Annotated in this window: 15 protein-coding genes; 7 read left to right on the top strand and 8 right to left on the bottom strand. The window is 71.8% G+C overall.

Annotation, left to right across the window (positions count from 1 at the left end; genetic code table 11):
• Nucleotides 1-40 precede the first annotated feature (40 nt).
• The gene (locus tag OG738_RS01160; RefSeq protein ID WP_329050462.1) at nt 41-1,180 is read right to left on the bottom strand and encodes an acyl-CoA dehydrogenase family protein; all 1,140 of its coding nucleotides are present in this window, start codon (nt 1,178-1,180) and stop codon (nt 41-43) included.
• Nucleotides 1,181-1,245: 65 nt separating this feature from the next.
• Between OG738_RS01160 and OG738_RS01155 the strand changes: the two genes are divergently transcribed.
• Entirely contained in the window at nt 1,246-1,887 is a 642-nt protein-coding gene (locus OG738_RS01155; RefSeq protein WP_329050460.1) for a TetR/AcrR family transcriptional regulator, read from the top strand.
• 143 nt (nt 1,888-2,030) lie between these two features.
• Here the strand turns inward: OG738_RS01155 and OG738_RS01150 are convergent, their stop codons facing one another.
• A complete protein-coding gene (locus tag OG738_RS01150; protein ID WP_329050458.1) occupies nt 2,031-2,657 on the bottom strand; it encodes a hypothetical protein in 627 nt (208 codons plus the stop codon).
• Between the two features lie 186 nt (nt 2,658-2,843).
• Between OG738_RS01150 and OG738_RS01145 the strand changes: the two genes are divergently transcribed.
• Together OG738_RS01145 and smc are read left to right on the top strand one after the other, a co-directional pair.
• Nucleotides 2,844-3,131, top strand: a complete 288-nt coding sequence (locus OG738_RS01145; protein ID WP_329050456.1) for an acylphosphatase — start codon at nt 2,844-2,846, stop codon at nt 3,129-3,131.
• A gap of 169 nt (nt 3,132-3,300) precedes the next feature.
• On the top strand, nt 3,301-6,903 hold the full coding sequence (smc, locus tag OG738_RS01140) for a chromosome segregation protein SMC (protein WP_329050454.1): 3,603 nt from the start codon (nt 3,301-3,303) through the stop codon (nt 6,901-6,903).
• Nucleotides 6,904-6,982: 79 nt separating this feature from the next.
• On the opposite strand, the gene OG738_RS01135 is transcribed toward smc, so the two are convergent.
• The 3 genes from OG738_RS01135 to OG738_RS01125 form a co-directional block, all read right to left on the bottom strand.
• Nucleotides 6,983-7,483 (bottom strand): DUF3455 domain-containing protein, encoded by a 501-nt coding sequence (locus tag OG738_RS01135; protein ID WP_329050453.1) that lies wholly within the window; start codon nt 7,481-7,483, stop codon nt 6,983-6,985.
• Between the two features lie 83 nt (nt 7,484-7,566).
• On the bottom strand, nt 7,567-9,132 hold the full coding sequence (locus OG738_RS01130) for a sodium:solute symporter (protein WP_329050452.1): 1,566 nt from the start codon (nt 9,130-9,132) through the stop codon (nt 7,567-7,569).
• 15 nt (nt 9,133-9,147) lie between these two features.
• Nucleotides 9,148-10,350 carry an anhydro-N-acetylmuramic acid kinase gene (locus OG738_RS01125; protein WP_329050451.1) on the bottom strand — a complete coding sequence of 401 codons (1,203 nt, stop codon included), beginning with the start codon at nt 10,348-10,350 and terminating at the stop codon, nt 9,148-9,150.
• A gap of 139 nt (nt 10,351-10,489) precedes the next feature.
• Between OG738_RS01125 and ftsY the strand changes: the two genes are divergently transcribed.
• Nucleotides 10,490-11,761, top strand: coding sequence for a signal recognition particle-docking protein FtsY (gene ftsY, locus OG738_RS01120; RefSeq protein ID WP_329050449.1), 1,272 nt, complete (start codon nt 10,490-10,492; stop codon nt 11,759-11,761).
• On the opposite strand, the gene OG738_RS01115 is transcribed toward ftsY, so the two are convergent.
• Nucleotides 11,758-12,600 (bottom strand): hypothetical protein, encoded by an 843-nt coding sequence (locus OG738_RS01115; protein ID WP_329050447.1) that lies wholly within the window; start codon nt 12,598-12,600, stop codon nt 11,758-11,760. The genes ftsY and OG738_RS01115 overlap by 4 nt on opposite strands.
• Nucleotides 12,601-12,670: 70 nt before the next feature.
• Nucleotides 12,671-13,144: a hypothetical protein gene (locus OG738_RS01110; RefSeq protein ID WP_329050445.1), complete on the bottom strand. Its 474-nt coding sequence runs from the start codon at nt 13,142-13,144 to the stop codon at nt 12,671-12,673.
• 138 nt (nt 13,145-13,282) lie between these two features.
• On the opposite strand from OG738_RS01110, the gene OG738_RS01105 reads away from it, so the two are divergent.
• A complete protein-coding gene (locus OG738_RS01105) occupies nt 13,283-13,783 on the top strand; it encodes a GNAT family N-acetyltransferase (protein ID WP_329050444.1) in 501 nt (166 codons plus the stop codon).
• A gap of 63 nt (nt 13,784-13,846) precedes the next feature.
• Here OG738_RS01105 and OG738_RS01100 read toward each other — a convergent pair whose 3' ends face one another.
• Nucleotides 13,847-14,623: an IclR family transcriptional regulator gene (locus OG738_RS01100; protein WP_329050442.1), complete on the bottom strand. Its 777-nt coding sequence runs from the start codon at nt 14,621-14,623 to the stop codon at nt 13,847-13,849.
• A gap of 113 nt (nt 14,624-14,736) precedes the next feature.
• On the opposite strand from OG738_RS01100, the gene aceB reads away from it, so the two are divergent.
• Both aceB and OG738_RS01090 read left to right on the top strand, forming a co-directional pair.
• Nucleotides 14,737-16,314: a malate synthase A gene (aceB, locus tag OG738_RS01095; protein ID WP_329050439.1), complete on the top strand. Its 1,578-nt coding sequence runs from the start codon at nt 14,737-14,739 to the stop codon at nt 16,312-16,314.
• Nucleotides 16,314-17,501 (top strand): DUF6986 family protein, encoded by a 1,188-nt coding sequence (locus tag OG738_RS01090; protein WP_329050438.1) that lies wholly within the window; start codon nt 16,314-16,316, stop codon nt 17,499-17,501. The genes aceB and OG738_RS01090 overlap by 1 nt, the downstream gene beginning before the upstream one ends.
• The last annotated feature ends 3 nt before the right edge of the window (nt 17,502-17,504 follow it).

Genomic DNA, 17,504 nt, shown 5'->3' with positions numbered 1-17,504 from the left:
CCGCGAACGCCGTGCTCGGCAGTGAGAAGCCGTGGGTTCGCTAGAACCAGAACGTCGGCTGGTCGATCCCGAGCCGCAGCTTCGCGTACCGCTTGGACGCCGCGGCGGAGAAGTAGATGTGCTGGGACGCCGCGTGGAGGTCGCGGAAGCAGCGCTGCATCGGCTGGTCCGCGTGCAGCGCGCCCGCGCCCGCGAAGCCGAACGCGATGTTCACCGCGCTCAGCGAAGCACGCATCGCCTGCTGCGTCGCCAGCAGTAACTGGCCGCGCTCGCGGACGTTCGGCACGTCGCCCGCGCACGCCGTCTCCCACAGCGAGCCGAGCGCGTCGAAGACGAACGCGCGGGCCGAGCGCAGCCGTCCTTCCGCACGGGTCAGGGCGATCTGGACGTCGCCGTCCTCGGCGATCGGACCCGGGCCGGGCGGCCGGAACTTCGCCGGCGCGAACGCGGTGAACTCGTCCAGCGCGCGCCGCGCGATGCCGAGCGGGACGCCCGCCATCAGCGTGCCGATGAACGTGAAGAACGGGAACCGCCACAGCGGCCCGTCGTGGCGCGCCGGCTCGGTGAACGGCGAGATCGTGTGCTCCTCGCGCACGATCGCCTCGATGGCGACGTCGTGGCTGCCGGTGCCGCGCAGGCCGCTGACGTCCCAGTTCTCGAGCACCCGCACCTCGGCGGCGGGGACCACGGCGAGCCGCCAGTCCCGCGGGTCGCCGCCGGCGAAGGCGCCGTTGAAGAACAGGTCGGCGTGCGGGCTGCCGCTGCAGAACGCCCACCGCCCGGCGAGTGCGAACTTCCCGGCGCCGTCCGGGGTGAGGCGGCCCGTCGGCGCGAAGACGCCGCCGCCGATCGGGTCCGGAGTCCCGGTCAGGAGGTCCGCCGCGACGGCCGGGTCGAGCCAGGCGAGGAACGCCGAGCCGTTGCCGATGGTGATCGTCCAGCCCGCGGACCCGTCGGCGCGGGACAGCTCCTCGATCACTTCGACGATCGCGGCGGGCGGCAGCTCCTGCCCGCCCAGCGCGCGGGGTGTCGCCAGGTGGAAGAGCCCGGCGGTCCGCGCCCGCTCGACGAGGTCGCGCGGCATCGTCTGGAGCTGTTCGCCTTCGACGGCCCGCGCGCTCAGCTCGGGCGCGAGCTCCCGCGCGGCGGTCACGGCGTCGGTGGTGGCTTGTCCCATCATGGTCAGCGCCCCCTCAGGGTGTCATGATAGATGGACGTCTATTCGATAGAGGAGTCTCTACTCAAATGGTCGATCCTGTCAAGCGCCGGTACGACACGTCTCGGCGGCAGGAGCAGGCGCGCGAGAACCGCCGCCGGATCCTCGCGGCGGCGTCGGGGCTGTTCCGGGAGAAGGGGTACGCGGGTACCGCGATGCCGGAGGTGGCCAGGACGGCGGGGGTGTCGGTGCAGACCGTCTACAAGGCGTTCGCGAACAAGGCGACCCTGCTCAAGGCGGTCTTCGACGTGACGGTCGCCGGCGACGACGAGGACGTCCCGATCGCCGGCCGCGACTTCATCGCGGCGATCCAGGCCGAGCCGGACGCGACCCGGAAGATCGAGATGTACCTCGACCACTTCGCGGCGGTCGCGCCGATGGTGATCCCGGTCCAGCTGCTGGCCCGCGACGCGGCGGCCGCCGACCCCGCGGCCGCCGAGGTCTGGGCGCAGATGCGGCAGGAGATGCTGATGGCGATGACGTACTTTTCGGCCGACCTGGTGGCCACCGGCCAGGTCAAGCCGGACCTGGCCGCGGACGACGCCCGCGACATCCTGTGGACCTACCACGCCCCGGAGCAGTACGAGCTGCTGTGCCTGCGGCGCGGCTGGACCCCGGAGCGCTACCGCGGGTTCCTGCGCGACGCGATCGTAGCGGCGGTACTGGTCTAGACATGCCGGAGGCCACCGCCGCGGCGGTGGCCTCCGAAGCTTCCCAGCCGGCGAAGCGAATCCCGGTCACGCCGAGGTCATGCTCCAGGGCGAATCCGCCTGCCCCAGCGGCTCTCAGTCCGCGTGACCCGGCGTCGCCTGCCTCACTGGGCGTGCGTGGTGCTTCCGCTCGCGGTCGGGGAGTCGCTCGTGCTCGGCGACGGGGAGCCCGCGGTGCTGGTCCCGCCGCCTCCGGTCGTACTGGTCGGCGGTTCGGGTGTCGTGGTCGGCGGGGGAGTCGTCGACGTCGGCGGCTTGGGTGTCGTGGTGGGGGGTGGGTTCGAGTGCGACGGCGACGGAGACTGCGGCGGCGGGTTGCCCGTGTCGTCGCGCGGCGGCGGGGGCGGGTCGGCGTGGGTGACCACCGTGGTCGTCGTCTTGCCGTCCGGGCTGACCGACACGACCGTGGTCGGCGCGCTCGACGACGTCGTGGCCGAGGTGCTCGGCGGCACGCTGCCGATGGTCGACGGGCCGGCCGACGACGGGGTGTTCGGGACCGTCTGGAGGCCGGCCTGCGAGGTGCCCTGGCCGCCGGTGCCGCCGGTGCCGCCCGCGGTGGTGGCGGGGTCCGGGCCGGCCAGCTCGGCGACCGCGGCGAACGCGGTCGCGACCACCAGGCCGGCCACCCCGAGCACGACGTACCCGGTGCGGTTCGGTTTGCTGCTCTTCGGCGGGGCGGTGTCGATCCTGGTCACGGGCGAGTTCGAGGCGGACCCGTCGGGGCGGGGCATTACAGGCTCCTCGGGGGTTCGGGAAGGCGCGGGGCGAGGCCGTGAATCGATCACTGCTTTCCCGGGCGGGGGAACCCGGGAGGACGACCTCGGCGGCGAGGTTATCACCGTCGGTGCCGTATTCGCCCAGGTAGTGGGCCTGCGTGATCACTGTGCGCAGTCGAGGAGTCCGGAAAGGATGAAAGCGTGAGTGAGGAACAAACGAACACGCGGTTGACGGCGTGGGTCCGCGGGCGGGTCCAGGGTGTCGGTTTCCGCTGGTGGACCCGGAGCCGGGCGCTCGAGCTCGGACTGGTGGGCAGTGCCCGCAACATGCCGGACGGGCGTGTCGAGGTCATAGCGGAGGGTGATCGAGACCACTGTGAGCGGTTGCTGACCGCCCTGCGGTCCGGAGAATCACCCGGAAGTGTGGAGAACGTCGTCGAGCGCTGGTCTGACCCGAAAGGGGGACTCAGTGGCTTCCTCGAACGCTGACGCGGGTCTTGGTACTTCCGGGGCCGGAGTGACGCAGGAGGTTGCTGAGGCTGCCGAAGATGTGCTAGGGCGCGCCGATGAGGGGGCGCGTCCGGCGGGCCCCGGAGGCCCCCGGGTAGCCTGGGACGATTGAAACGCCCGTACCGGCAGCCAGAGGGGTCAGCACCCAGTGCACCTGAAAAGCCTGACGCTCAAGGGCTTCAAGTCCTTCGCCTCGGCCACCACGCTGCGCTTCGAGCCCGGCATCACCTGCGTGGTCGGGCCGAACGGCTCGGGCAAGTCCAACGTGCTGGACGCGCTGCGCTGGGTCATGGGCACCCAGGGCGCCAAGGACCTGCGCGGCGGCAAGATGGAGGACGTCATCTTCGCCGGCACCGCGGGCCGCGCCCCGCTCGGCCGCGCCGAGGTCACGCTCACCATCGACAACGCCGACGGCGCGCTCCCCATCGAGTACGCCGAAGTGTCGATCACCCGCCGGATGTTCCGCGACGGCGCCAGCGAGTACGAGATCAACGGCGACCGCTGCCGCCTGATGGACGTCCAGGAGCTGCTCTCGGACTCCGGCATCGGCCGCGAGATGCACGTCATCGTCGGGCAGGGCCAGCTTTCGGCGATCCTCGAATCCAAGCCCGAAGAGCGCCGCGCCTTCATTGAAGAAGCCGCCGGCGTCCTCAAGCACCGCAAGCGCAAGGAACAGACCCTGCGCAAGCTGGCCAACATGCAGGGCAACCTCGACCGCCTCGGCGACCTCACCACCGAGTTGCGCCGCCAGCTCAAGCCGCTGGGCAAGCAGGCCGAGATCGCCCGCAAGGCCCAGTCGGTGCAGTCCGAGCTGCGCGACTCCCGCCTGCGCCTGCTCGCCGACGACCTGGTCACCCAGCGGGACACCATCGCGCGCGACGAGGCCGACGAGAAGACGGCCCGCCAGCGCCGCGCCGAGGTCGAGCAGCACCTCGAGATCGTCTGCGCCGAAGAAGCCGAGCTGGAGTCCTCGCTCGCGGAGGACGCGCCGCTGCTGCAAACCGCCCAGGAGACCTGGTACAAGCTCTCTGCGCTGGCCGAGCGCCTGCGCGGCACCGTCCGCCTCGCCATCGAGCGGCAGCGCCACCTCTCGGCCGACGTCTCGACGTCGACCGGCGGCCGCGACCCGGAAGAGCTGCTCGAAGAGGCCGAACGCGTCGCCGAGCAGGAGGAAGAGCTCAACGAGGCCGTCATGGAGGCCCGGGAGCTGCTCGCCCAGACCGTGCTGCGGCGCGAAGACCTCGAGCAGCGCGTCCAGGCCGCCGAGCGCGCGCACTGGGCCGCCGTCCGCGCCATCGCCGACCGCCGTGAGGGCATGGCCAAGCTGACCGGCCAGGTGGAGGCGCTACGCAGCAAGAACGGCGCCACCTCCGACGAGATCGACCGCCTCAGCGTCTCCCTCGAAGAGGCCGCCGAACGCGCCGAGATCGCCGTCGAAGAGCTGGAGACGGCCAAGGCCGAGGGCGGCGCGGAGGAATCCGACGACGCCGGCCTGATGGACCGCCACGACCGCGCGGTCGAGGCCAACAACGCGGCCAAGGCGCGCGTCGAAGAGCTGGTCAAGGCCGAACGCGCCGCCGAGCGCGAGATCGCGTCGGAGAAGGCGCGCGTCGAGGCGCTGTCCATGGGCCTGCGGCGCAAGGACGGCGCGGGCGCGCTGCTCGGCGCGTCCCACGAGCTGCCGGGCCTGCTCGGCTCGGTCGCCGCGCTGCTCACCGTCGAGCCGGGGTACGAGGTCGCGCTGGCCGCGGCGCTCGGCCCGGTGGCCGACGCGGTCGCCGTCACCGGCGGCGAAGACGCCCTGCGCGCGCTGAAGTACTTGAAGGAAACGGACTCCGGCCGCGCGGGCATCCTGCTGGGCGGCCCGGAGTCCACTGTGGACACCTACTCGTGGCCCTCGCTGCCCGAAGGCGCGCGCTGGGCGCGTGAGGTCGTCACGGCGCCCGCGCAGCTGCGGCCCGCCGTCGAGCAGGCCCTCGACAAGCTGGCCCTGGTCCGCGACCTGGAGGCCGCGCGCCACCTCGTCGCAGTGCACCCGGACGTCCGCGCGGTCACGGCCGAAGGTGACGTCTTCGGCGCCCGCTGGGCGATCGGCGGCTCCGGCAAGCGCGAGAGTGTCATCGAGGTCCAGGCCGCCGTCGACGAGGCCGGGGCGCGGCTGCGGACGGCCGAACGCCAGCTGGAGCAGTACGCGGCCGAGCTGGAAGGCGCCCGCGCCGAGCAGCAAGCGCGGCGCGAAGAGGTTTCGCAGGCCAAGGACGCGCTCGGCGACGCCAAGGTCCGCAAGGCCCGCTCGTCGGAGCGGCTCAGCCGGCTGCAGCAGGCGGCTCGCCAGGCGCAGGCCGAGGTCGAACGCTTCAGTGGGCAACGCGCGAAGGTCGAGCAGAGCCGCGTCCAGGCTCTGGCCCAGCTCGCCGAGCTGGAGGAGCGGCTCGCCGCCGTCGCCGAACAGCCCGTCGAGGACGACCCGGACACGGCCGAGCGCGACCAGGCCGTCGAAGAGCTGGCCGTCGTGCGGCAGGAGGAGATGGAGGCGCGGCTCGCCCAGCGCACCGCCGAAGAGCGGGCGCGCAGCATCGCGGGCAGGGCCGAAGGGCTCCGCCGCGCCGCGCACGCCGAGCAGCAGGCCCGCGAGCGCGCCGAGCGGGCTGCCACGGCCCGCAAGCGGGGCGCCGAGATCGCCAACGCCGTCGTCAACGGCGGCGAGATCGCGCTGGAACGCATCGAACACTCCGTCCAGCGCGCCGCCACCGAACGCGACCAGGTCCAGGCCCGCCGCCAGACCCGCGAGCAGGCGCTGACCGGCGTCCGCGCCAAGGTCCGCGAGCTGACCGGCGAGCTGGAGAAGCTGACCGACGCCGTCCACCGCGACGAGGTGCTCCGCGCCGAGCAGCGGCTGCGGCTGGAGACCCTCGAAGCGAAGATCGCCGAGGACTTCGGCATCGGCCTCACGGACTTGGTGCAGGAGTACGGCCCGGACGTCCCGGTCCCGCCCAGCGCGGGCGAGATGGCCGAGTACGAGGCGGCCAAGGACCGCGGCGAGGACGTCACCCCGCCGCCGCCGATGCCCTACGACCGCGACACCCAGGCCCGCCGCGCCAAGCGCGCCGAGAAGGACCTTTCCCTGCTGGGCAAGGTGAACCCGCTCGCGCTGGAGGAGTTCGCGGCGCTGGAGGAGCGGTACAAGTTCCTCTCGACGCAGCTCGAGGACCTCAAGGACACCCGCAAGGACCTCGAAGCCGTCATCAAGCAGGTCGACGAGAAGATCCTCGAGGTCTTCGCCGGCGCGTACGCGGACGTGGCCCGCGAGTTCGAGACGGTGTTCAGCGTGCTGTTCCCCGGCGGCGAGGGCCGGATGGTCCTCACCGAGCCGGACGACCTGCTGGCCACCGGCGTCGACGTCGAAGCGCGCCCGCCGGGCAAGAAGGTCAAGCGGCTGTCGCTGCTCTCGGGTGGCGAGAAGTCACTGGTCGCGGTGGGCATGCTGGTCGCGATCTTCCGCGCCCGGCCGTCACCCTTCTACGTGATGGACGAGGTCGAGGCGGCGCTCGACGACACCAACATGCGCCGGCTGATCGGGCTGCTGGAGCAGCTGCGCGATTCGTCGCAGCTGATCATCATCACCCACCAGAAGCCGACCATGGAGATCGCCGACGCGCTCTACGGCGTGAGCATGCAGGGCGACGGCATCACGAAGGTGATCTCGCAGCGCCTGCGCACGGCCGAGGACGAGCCGGTCCCGGCCGGCTGAGCCGACGCTGAAAGGGCGGCCGCACTCGCAGGTGCGGCCGCCCCTTTCGCGTCACATCTCGTCCTGGCGCGGCGCCTGCTTATCCGGCGACCCAGAAGGCGTAGTCGGCCGAGTAGCGGACCGCGGTCTGGGCTCCCGCCGCGCACGTTCCAGCCGGGGCGACCCCACCGCGGGTGTTCAGGCGCTGGACGTAGGTCACCTTGCCGAAGACCCCGTCGCCGGTGTTCAGGTTCGCCTTGAGCAGCAGCTCCGGGATCGCGCCTTCCCGCGGCGCGTTCGCCACCGCCGCCGCGCCGACCGTGCTGCCGTCCACAGTGGACGTCCACACCGGACCCTTGCTGTGGAGGGCCACCGGGCGGCCGTGGTTCGACAACACCGCGGCGGGCTGGATCAGCGTCCACGCGCCGTTCGTGCAGCCGTAGATCTGCACACCCTCGCCGAGGTAGGTCGCCAGCGGGCGGTTGCCGTCGGGGACCTTGATCGTGTCCGGGACCTTCGCCGCCGCCGGGGTGGCCGAAGCCGTCGCCGCGCCGCCGACGAGCAGGGCGCCGACTGCGAGCGCCACCGTCATCCGTTTCATGTTCCCACCTTCGATTCCTCCCGCCGCTTTCCGGCGGGCTCCCGCAGTGAACACGGGAGCCCGCCGGAAACGGTTCAGCAGGATCAGGCGGCGGCGACCTCTTCCGCCTCGCCCGTGGCCTCGGCTTCGGCCGCCTTCGGGTCCGGCGTCCGGTGCCGCAGCGAGAGCAACCCGCCCACGACCAGCGTGATCACCACGCCGAGCAGCGTGTACCACGGGTACGCGAGCGCCACCTTGTCCCCGGCCGCCTTCGAGAAGTCGACCCCGATCAGCCCGCCGGTCTTCGCGCTGAACTTCACCCCGAGGATGACGAAGGCCATCACGATGACCGTGGCGACGAACGCGATGATCGCGTCCGCCTGCCGGGCCTTCTTGATCAGCAGGCCGAGCAGGAACGACCCGAGCAGCGCGCCGTAGGTGTAGCCGGTGATGGCCAGGCCCAGCTCGATCACCGAGTTCTTCGTGGTGGAGAACAGCGACGCGAACACCGCGAACACCACGGCCCAGATGAGTGTCCACATGCGACCGTGCTGCAGCAGCTTCGAATCCTCCGCCGAGCGCTTGGTGAACCGCTGGTAGAGGTCGGCCACGGTGGACGTCGAAAGCGCGTTGAGCGCCGACGCCAGCGCGCCCATGGTCGAGGCCAGCACACCGGCGATGAGCAGGCCCGACACGCCGACCGGCAGGTCGTCGATGATGAACCGCGAGAACACGTCGTCCGGGCTCTGCAGGCCGAGCTGCGCGACCGACTTGCGCCCGTCGAACACCCACAGCATCGCTCCGACCAGCAGGAACAGCGCGAACTGGATGGTCACGATGATGCCGCTGCCGATGAGTGCCTTCTGGCCGTCACGCAGGCTGCGCGTGGCCATCAGCCGCTGCGCGATCAGCTGGTCGGCGCCGTGCGAGGCCATCGACAGCGCGGCGCCGCCGAGCACCGCCGTCACGAACGCGTACGGGCTGGTCAGCAGGTTCTTCGTGAAGTCGACGAGCATGAACTTGCCGTCCGCCGACGCTTGGGAGGCCCAGTCGCCCGGTAGCTTGTTCAGCAGCACGATCGCGGCCACCGCCGCGCCGCCGAGGTAGAGCGTCAGCTGGATGACGTCGACCCAGACGACCGCCTTGATCCCGCCGATGTAGGCGTAGATCAGGGTCAGCGCGGTCAGGATCACCACGATCACCCAGTAGTCGAGGTGGACGTTGTAGTGCCCGAGGATCACCTTGATCGGGATCGCGCCGGCGAACAGGCGCACGCCCTCGGCGAGCAGCCGGGTGATCACGAACGTGACCGACGCCGTGCCCTGCAGCCCGGAGCCGAACCGCTTGCCCAGGAACGCGTACGCGCTCACGAGGTTGCCCTTGAAGTACCGCGGCAGCAGCACGAACGCGGCGATCGTCCGGCCGATGATGTAGCCGAAAGCCAGTTGCAGGAACAGGAACGCGTTGCCGAACACCAGGCCCGGCGTGCTGATCACGGTCAGCGTCGAGGTTTCCGTGGCCACCACGGACAGCATCACCGCTCCCCACGGCAGGCTGCGCTCGCCGACGAAGTAGTCGGCCGCCGACCGTTGCTTGCGGCCGACGAGCACGCCTATCAGCGGCATCGCCGCCAGGTAGACCACGATGATGGCGAGGTCAACACCGCGCATGGACTTCTCCTACTGTCATACCTTCTCCGCGACTCGCAACCGCGTCACGGTGCCCCCCAGCGGGGCGGGAAGGATCAGGGGCCCGGCACCGGGGACGAGCGCGCCGAGCAGGCGCGGCCCGTGGGCTCCGGTCGCGGACGGCACCGTACCGGGTACGCCGCACCAGGTGAGCCAGCCGAGCAGCGCGGTCAGGTACGCCTCCTTGCCGGCACCGGGCAGACCGAGGTCGTCGCTGGTCTTGAGCACCATCTCGGGGAGGTTCCGGGCCAGCGCGGCCATCAGGGCCGGGTTCGCTACGCCGCCGCCGGAGGCGATCACCGTCGTGACGCCGTGGCGCCGGCACTGGTCGGCCACGGTCACCGCGGTGAACTCGGTCAGCGTCGCCAGCAGGTCGCCGGGGTCGACCGGCGGCAACCCGGCCAGGGCGGCGTCGAGGTAGGGCGCGTGGAAGTGCTCCTTGCCGGTGGACTTCGGCGGCGCGGCGGCGAAGTACGGGTCGGCGAGCAGCCGCGTGAGCAGGTCGGAGCGCACCGACCCGCTGAGCGCGAGCCGGCCGTCGACGTCGCGGTGCTGCCCGGTGACGCGGTGGGCCGCGACGTCGAGCAGTGCGTTGGCCGGCCCGGTGTCGTAGGCGATCGCCGGTTCGCCGTCGGCGACGACGGTGATGTTCGCGATACCACCGAGGTTGAGCGCGGCGACCGGGTGACCGGCGTCCTCGGCCAGGCCGCGCAGCCACAGCCGGTCGAACGTGCTCGCCAGGGGAGCGCCGTGGCCGCCCGCGGCGACGTCCCGCGCGCGCAGGTCGGCCACTACCGGCAGCCCGGTGCGTTCGGCGATCCAGGCGGGCTGGCCGAGCTGCAGCGTGCCGCGGACGTGGCCGTCTTCGACCCAGTGGAACACCGTCTGGCCCAGGGAGGCGACGAGGTCCACGCCGCCGGCCAGCTCTTCGGCCCCGCGCAGGGCCGCGTCGGCGAACGCCTGGCCGACGCCGGTGTCGAGCCGCGTCAGCTCGCCGGCGGTGCAGGGGTTCGGCGGCAACGCGGCGAGCAGGCCCGCGCGCAGCGGCTCCGGGTAGGGGACCTCGAGCTCGCCGAGCGGGGTCAGCACCACGGTGTCGTCCTCGGCGTGCAGATCGGCGGCGGCCACGTCGATGCCGTCGAGCGACGTGCCCGAAATCAGCCCGATCACCCGGAAGCCGTGACTCGCGCTCATCCCCATCCGGAGGGGTTTAGTGCAGGGTCCCTGGTGGCGCAACCCGCGTGGTGAAGTCTTGCCCCAATCGGGATCTACGTCGTTACGAATTGCCTGTGCGGACGGGGTGTCCGGCACCGGCGGGCGCGGATGAAAGGATGGGCGGGTGTCGAGCACCTGGTTCCTGTTCGTAGTCCTCGCCGTCGTCGTGCTGGTCGCCCTCCTGGTGACCGGCCTGCTGGTCGCGCGCAGGCGCCGGATCACCCTGGACGCCCAGCGCGAGGTCGAGGAGAAACCGAAGGGCGGCTCCTACGCCGCCAGCGGGGGCATCGCGCTCGCACCCGGCGGCGAGGCTCCCGAACACCCCGTCGAAGACCGGCCGGAAACCGACGGCCAGCCCGCGGTGGGCGACGACGCGGCGGTGCCGCGCGACTCGGCGCAGCGCACGGTCCGCGACGTTAAGCTGCCCGAAGAGCCCACGGCGGCTCCGGTCACCGAGGAGATCGAGCCCGCGACCGGCCGCCTGGAGCGCCTGCGCGGCCGGCTGTCGAAGTCGCGATCGGTGTTCGGGACCAGCCTGCTCGGCCTGCTCGGCGCGGGTGACCTCGACGAGGACTCCTGGCAGGACGTCGAAGACACGCTCCTGATGGCCGACCTGGGCGCGGCGACCACGAACCAGATCGTCGAGCGCCTGCGCGACGAGCTGTCCCGGCGCGCGATCCGCTCGTCGGCCGAAGCCCGCGAGGTGCTGCACGAAGTGCTGACGGCGCAGCTGTCCACCGACAGTGAGCGCGCGGTCCGGGCGCTGCCGCACATCGTCGACGGCAAGAAGCAGCCCGCGGTGGTCCTGGTGGCGGGCGTGAACGGCACGGGCAAGACGACGACCACGGGCAAGCTCGCCCGCGTCCTGGTGGCCCAGGACAAGACGGTGGTCCTGGGCGCGGCGGACACGTTCCGCGCGGCGGCGGCCGACCAGCTCCAGACGTGGGCCGAGCGCGTGGGCGCGGAGGTCGTCCGCGGCAAGGAGGGCGCGGACCCGGCGGCGGTGGCGTTCGACGCGGTCAAGCGCGGCATCGACACCGGCGTCGACGCGGTCCTGGTCGACACGGCGGGCCGCCTGCACACGAAGACGGGCCTGATGGACGAGCTGGGCAAGGTCAAGCGCGTCGTGGAGAAGCAGGCGAAGGTCGACGAGGTCCTGTTGGTCCTGGACGCGACGACGGGCCAGAACGGGCTGATGCAGGCGCGCGTGTTCGCGGAGGTCATCGACGTGACGGGCATCGTGCTGACCAAGCTGGACGGGACCGCCAAGGGTGGGATCGTGTTCCAGGTCCAGCGTGAGCTGGGCGTGCCGGTGAAGCTCGTCGGGCTGGGCGAGGGGCCGGACGACCTGGCGCCGTTCGAGCCGGGCGCTTTCGTGGACGCGCTCCTGGGCTAGGTGATCGGCTGCCGGGTGCTCCAGTCGTACACGGTTTCGCCGCGGGTGAAGGCGTTGTAGTGCGTCATGCACAGCCCGGTGTTGCCGATGCCGAAGGGCTGGTGGAAGCAGCGCCCGCCGAACCGGCTGATCGCCGCCCGGCACTGCCTCCGCCCGGTGCCCTGGGCAAACCGGCCGAACCGGTTCGCGCTCGCGGCGAACGTCGCGTGGCGGGCGGCGGCGGCCGCGATCGCCGCGGCGCCCGCCGCTGCGTCGCCGGCGCTGGGTAGCTGCCGTGGAGCGGCACTGGGCGTGGTGGTCCGCGGGGCGATTTCGAATGGGCTGGTCCCGTCCGCCGAGCGCAGCCCCAGCTTCTCGAGCAGCTGCTGCGTCGGGGCCTGGCTCGCGATGGTGAGCCGCTCGGTCCCGTTGCTCGCGACCCAGTGGCGGACCCAGCCGACGCCGTGCAGCACCGGCTTGCCGCCGAGGTCCGCGGGCGGGTCGAGGACCAGGGCGCTGATTAGGTAGTCGTCGCGGGGCAGCGTGAGGTGCGCGGTCTCGCCGAGCACCATCGGCACGGTCACCCCGCGCGCCAGCTCGCCGTCGCGGGGTGCGGTCTGGAAGGCGAGCAGCACGGACCGCGGCAGCGGCGCGGTGCGGTGCCGCACGAAGATGTCGACGTCGCTGGTCACGTCCCCGAGCCGGTGCCGCCTCGGCGCGGCGGGGGTGTCCGGTACGAGGACCGTCTGGCGCCGGCCGTCGAGCAGCCGGTCGACCCCTCGCTCGGCGAGCCGTCCGACGATGGCGGCGCCGGCCGCCTGGCCCAGCCAGATCAGCGACATGGTGAACGGTTCGGGCACTTCGTCTCCTCCGCAGGCACGTGCTGTCGAATCAGACGCTCCAGCCCCGCGGAGTGATACCGATCGCCGGTCAGAGCCGGAAGAGTGGTGTCCCGTCCGCCTTGCGCAGGCCCAGCTGCAGCAGCACCGGCGCCGTCGGGCGCTGGACCGGGATGAGGAACGGCGACGTCCGGCGCGCCGCGACCGTCAGCCGGGCCCAGCCGATGCCCTGCAGGGTGTGCCCGTGCGGGTTGACCACCATCGCCGCCCCGAGGTAGCGGCCGCCGGGCAGGGCGACCCGCGCGGTGTGCCCGAGCACGATCGAGAACGCCGTTCCGGTGCGGCTGCCGTCCTCCTGCAGCGTGAGGATCACCGGCGTGCGGATCTTCACCGCCGGGTGGTACCGCACGGTGATTTCGACCGTCCCCGCCGCTGTCTTGGCCGGGCGCGGCCAGGCGGGTGCTTGCGGCGGGCCGTCGAGCGCGCGGTCGACGAGCCGGTCCAGGAGGTTCGAGGCGGCGCCTTGCGCGAGCCAGGCGAGTGCACCGCCGGGGTGCGGGTCCATGCGGTCCCTCCGATATTCGGATGACGGGCCGCGCGCGCCGGCGCAGAATCCGGGCATGCCCGGTTGACGCACGTCCGCTCGTGCCCCTCCTCGTAGCAGACGCCCCGAAGCCGTCATGCGTTACGAGAGAGGACAATCATGACTGTCATCACCGGCGAACGGGTGCGGTTGCGCCCGATCGTCGCAACCGACCGCGCCCGGGCCCGCGAAATCCTCGCGACGCCGGAGGTCGCCCGCTGGTGGGGCGACCCCGACCACGAGACCGAAGGCCTCTTCGCGGTCGAGGAGGGCTTTTCCTGCTACATCATCGAATTCGACGGCGTGGCGGTGGGGCTGATCCAGAGTTCCGCGGAGCTGGACCCGCAGTACCGCCACGCGGGCATCGACATCGCGGTACACCCGGACTTCCACGGCCGCGGCATCGGCACGGACGCCCTGCGCGCCCTCGCCCGGCATCTGTTCGGCGAAGGCCACCACCGCCTGACCATCGATCCGGCGGCGTCGAACGAGACGGCGATCCGGGTGTACGCGAAGGTGGGATTCCGCCCGGTCGGCGTGCTGCGCAGGTACGAGCGCGGCCCGGACGGCACCTGGCACGACGGCCTGCTCATGGACCTGCTGGTCGGCGAGCTGACTTGAGCGGTCAGTCCCTGTCGGCGAGCTGGACGAGCCGGGTGATCTCGAGCAGGTCTTCACGGACCGTCAGACCGTGACCGCAGACTGGGACAGGCTCGCACCCAGGGCGTCGGCCACCCGCTGCACCGCCGGGGCGATGTGCGCCACCGCCTCGGCGGTCAGCCGCCCCGACGGCCCGGACACCGAAACCGCCGCCGGCACCGGCGCGCCCGGCACCGCCACCGCGACGCACCGCACACCCAGCTCCTGCTCCGCCTCGTCCAGCGCGTAACCCTGCGAAGCGATCCGCGAAAGCTCGACGGCCAGCAGGTCCGCGTCGGTGAACGTGTGCTCGGTGTACGCGGGCATCCCGGTCCGCTCCAGCAGCGAACGGACGTCTTCCGAAGGGAGGTGGGCCAGCATCGCCTTGCCGACGCCGGTACCGTGCGGCAGCAGCCGCCGGCCGACCTCGGTGAACATCCGCATCGAGTGCTTCGAGGGCACCTGGGCCACGTACACGACCTCGTCGCGCTCCAGGACCGCCAGGTTCGCCGTCTCGCCGACCTCCTCGACCAGCTCCGCCAGCAGTGGCCGCGCCCACGCGCCGAACTGCATGCTCGCGTTCTCGCCGAGGCGGATCAGGCGCGCGCCCAGCGCGTAGCGGCGGTTCGTGTTCTGGCGGACGTACCCCAGGTCGACCAGGGTGCGGATGAGCCGGTGGATCGTCGGCATCGGCAGGCCGGACAGCGTCGCGAGCTCCGACAGGCTGGCCTCCCCGCCGGTGTCCGCGAGGTGTTCCAGCAGCTCGAAGGCACGCTGCAGGGACTGGACGCCGCCGTCGCGTCCGTTCTTCTCCGCTGCCACCGGTGGCCCTCCTTACGTCGGCGTTGAGGTTCCGCTATGCAGAAACTATAGTCCGGCTGGTAGAAAACCGTAGGGCCGTTATCCAAAGATCCGAACCTTCGAGGTGTTTCCCCATGTCTTCTGAAGTCCAGGTGCTGGGCGAGCCGGTCGAGCGCGGTGACGAGATCCTCACGCCCGAGGCGCTCGACTTCCTCGCCGGCCTGCACGACGCGTTCGCCGGCCGTCGCGACGAGCTGCTCCAGGCGCGGAGCAAGCGGCGCGAGGAGGCCCGGACCACCGGCAGGCTCGACTTCCTGCCGGAGACGAAGGAGATCCGCGAGGGCGACTGGCAGGTCGCCGGCGCCCCGCCCGCGTTGCGCGACCGCCGCGTCGAGATCACCGGGCCGACCAGCCGCAAGATGACCATCAACGCGCTCAACTCCGGCGCGAAGGTGTGGCTCGCCGACCTCGAGGACGCCAACACGCCGCACTGGGCGAACGTCGTGTCCGGCCAGGTCAACCTGTACGACGCCGTCCGCGAGACGATCACGCTCGAGAGCGGCGGCAAGAGCTACGCGCTCAAGGACGACGTCGAGCACGCCACGATCGTGGTCCGCCCGCGCGGCTGGCACCTGCCCGAGCGCGGCCTGTCCTTCGGCGGCCGCGAGGCCGTCGGCGCGCTCGTCGACTTCGGCCTGCACTTCTTCCACAACGCGGCCGAGCAGCTCAAGCGCGGCAAGGGCCCGTACTACTACCTGCCCAAGATGGAGAGCCACCTCGAAGCGCGGCTCTGGAACGACGTCTTCACCCACTCGGAGAAGGCGCTGGGCATCGAGCACGGCACCGTCCGCGCGACCGTGCTGATCGAGACCATCCCGGCCGCGTTCGAGATGGAAGAGATCCTCTACGAGCTGCGCGAACACGCGTCGGGCCTCAACGCGGGCCGCTGGGACTACCTGTTCAGCGTGATCAAGTACTTCCGCGACGCGGGCGAGAAGTTCGTGCTGCCGGACCGCAACTCCGTCACCATGACCGCGCCGTTCATGCGCGCCTACACCGAGCTGCTGGTGCGCACCTGCCACAAGCGCGGCGCGTTCGCGATCGGCGGCATGGCCGCGTTCATCCCGAGCAAGGACCCCGAGGTCAACAAGGGTGCCTTCGACAAGGTGCACGCGGACAAGTCGCGCGAGGCGAACGACGGCTTCGACGGCTCCTGGGTCGCGCACCCGGGCATGGTCGAGCTGTGCAAGGAGGAGTTCGACAAGGTCCTCGGCGACGAGCCGAACCAGCTCGGGCGCACCCGTGACGACGTCAGCGTCACCGCCGACCAGCTGCTGGACGTCGCTTCGACGCCGGGCGGCGCGACGGCGGCCGGCCTGCGTGCCGCGGTCGATGTCGGCGTCCGCTACATCGCGTCCTGGCTGAGCGGCAACGGCGCGGCGGCCATCCACAACCTGATGGAGGACGCGGCGACGGCGGAGATCTCGCGGTCGCAGGTCTGGCAGTGGGTCAAGAACGGGACGACGCTGGACACCGGCGACGTCGTGACGAAGGAGCTGGTGCGCGGCGTGCTGGCCGACGTCCGGGGCGAGCTCGCCCGCGAGCTGCCCGCCGACCGGCTGCTGCCGGCCGTCGAGCTGTTCGAGCAGGTCGCGCTGGCCGACGAGTTCCCCGACTTCCTGACGCTGCCCGCCTACGAGCGGATCAAGTAGTGCGTCTTCCCGACGACGTCTACGACGCCGCCGACGCGCGCCTGGCCGAGGCCGACGCGCGCGTCGCGGCGTCGTACCCGGGCGAGCGGCCGGGGCGGCAGCCGGTGCACACGGTGTACGTCCCGGCGTCGCAGTACCGGACCCGCCTGGTCGCCGACTGGGGCAAGCAGGCGATGCGCGTCTTCATCGAGCACGGCGACCTGCTCGGCGTCGACGCGGACGTGTACGAGCGCGTCCGCGCGAAGCTGCTGACCGAGCCGATCGAAGACCTGCGGATCGACTTCGAGGACGGCTTCGGCCGCGTGCCCGACGACGTCGAGGACGCGGCCGCGCTGGCGGCCGGGCAGACCCTCGCGACGACCGGCGGGACACCGTTCTGCGGCATCCGCTTCAAGAGCTTCGAAGCGGCGACCCGCCGCCGCGGCATCCGGACCCTGGACCTGTTCCTGGGTTCGCTGCTCGACAACGGGCCGCTGCCGCCCGGGTTCGTCGTCACGCTGCCCAAGGTGACGGCGGTCGAGCAGGTGTCGGTGGCCGCGGAAGTCCTGGAGCGCCTCGAATCCGCGTACGGGCTCGCCGCCGGGACGCTGCGGTTCGAGGTCCAGATCGAGACCGCTCAGTCCATTGTGGACACCGATGGGACGTTGTCGGTGGCGCGCATCGTGCAGGCGGCGTCGGGCCGGTGTTCGGGGCTGCACTACGGGACGTACGACTACAGCGCGGGCCTGGGCATCGCGGCCGCGTACCAGAGCATGGAACACCCGGCGGCGGACCTGGCGAAGGGCCTGATGCAGGTCGCGACGGCGGGCACCGGCGTCCGGCTGTCCGACGGTTCGACCAACAAGCTTCCGCTCGGCGACGCGCTCCCGGACGCGTGGGCCGAGCACCTGCGGCTGGTGCGCCGGTCGCTGGAGCGCGGCTTCTACCAGGGCTGGGACCTGCACCCGCACCAGCTGCCGACGCGGTTCGCGGCGACGTACACGTTCTACCGCTCGGGGTTCTCGGCGGCGGTGGACCGGCTGCGGGCGTACGCGGACAAGCAGGCCGGGGGAGTCCTGGACGAACCGGCGACGGCCCAGGCCCTGGCGGTGTACCTGCTACGGGGCGTGGACTGCGGTGCACTCGACGAGGGCGAGCTGCCGTTCGGGCGGCCGGAGCTGGAGAAGTACGCGCTGCGGCTCGCGTGAGGG

This window comes from Amycolatopsis sp. NBC_01488 (genome assembly GCF_036227105.1).
GTDB lineage: Bacteria > Actinomycetota > Actinomycetes > Mycobacteriales > Pseudonocardiaceae > Amycolatopsis.
This window is presented reverse-complemented; position numbering and strand designations above follow the sequence as displayed.

Bases quoted from the DNA above. Each gene is read 5' to 3' on its own strand.
- OG738_RS01160 (WP_329050462.1), bottom strand. From the start codon at position 1,180: ATGATGGGACAAGCCACCACCGACGCCGTGACCGCCGCGCGGGAGCTC.
- OG738_RS01155 (WP_329050460.1), top strand. From the start codon at position 1,246: ATGGTCGATCCTGTCAAGCGCCGGTACGACACGTCTCGGCGGCAGGAG.
- OG738_RS01150 (WP_329050458.1), bottom strand. From the start codon at position 2,657: ATGCCCCGCCCCGACGGGTCCGCCTCGAACTCGCCCGTGACCAGGATC.
- OG738_RS01135 (WP_329050453.1), bottom strand. From the start codon at position 7,483: ATGAAACGGATGACGGTGGCGCTCGCAGTCGGCGCCCTGCTCGTCGGC.
- OG738_RS01130 (WP_329050452.1), bottom strand. From the start codon at position 9,132: ATGCGCGGTGTTGACCTCGCCATCATCGTGGTCTACCTGGCGGCGATG.
- OG738_RS01125 (WP_329050451.1), bottom strand. From the start codon at position 10,350: ATGGGGATGAGCGCGAGTCACGGCTTCCGGGTGATCGGGCTGATTTCG.
- OG738_RS01110 (WP_329050445.1), bottom strand. From the start codon at position 13,144: ATGGACCCGCACCCCGGCGGTGCACTCGCCTGGCTCGCGCAAGGCGCC.
- OG738_RS01105 (WP_329050444.1), top strand. From the start codon at position 13,283: ATGACTGTCATCACCGGCGAACGGGTGCGGTTGCGCCCGATCGTCGCA.
- aceB (WP_329050439.1), top strand. From the start codon at position 14,737: ATGTCTTCTGAAGTCCAGGTGCTGGGCGAGCCGGTCGAGCGCGGTGAC.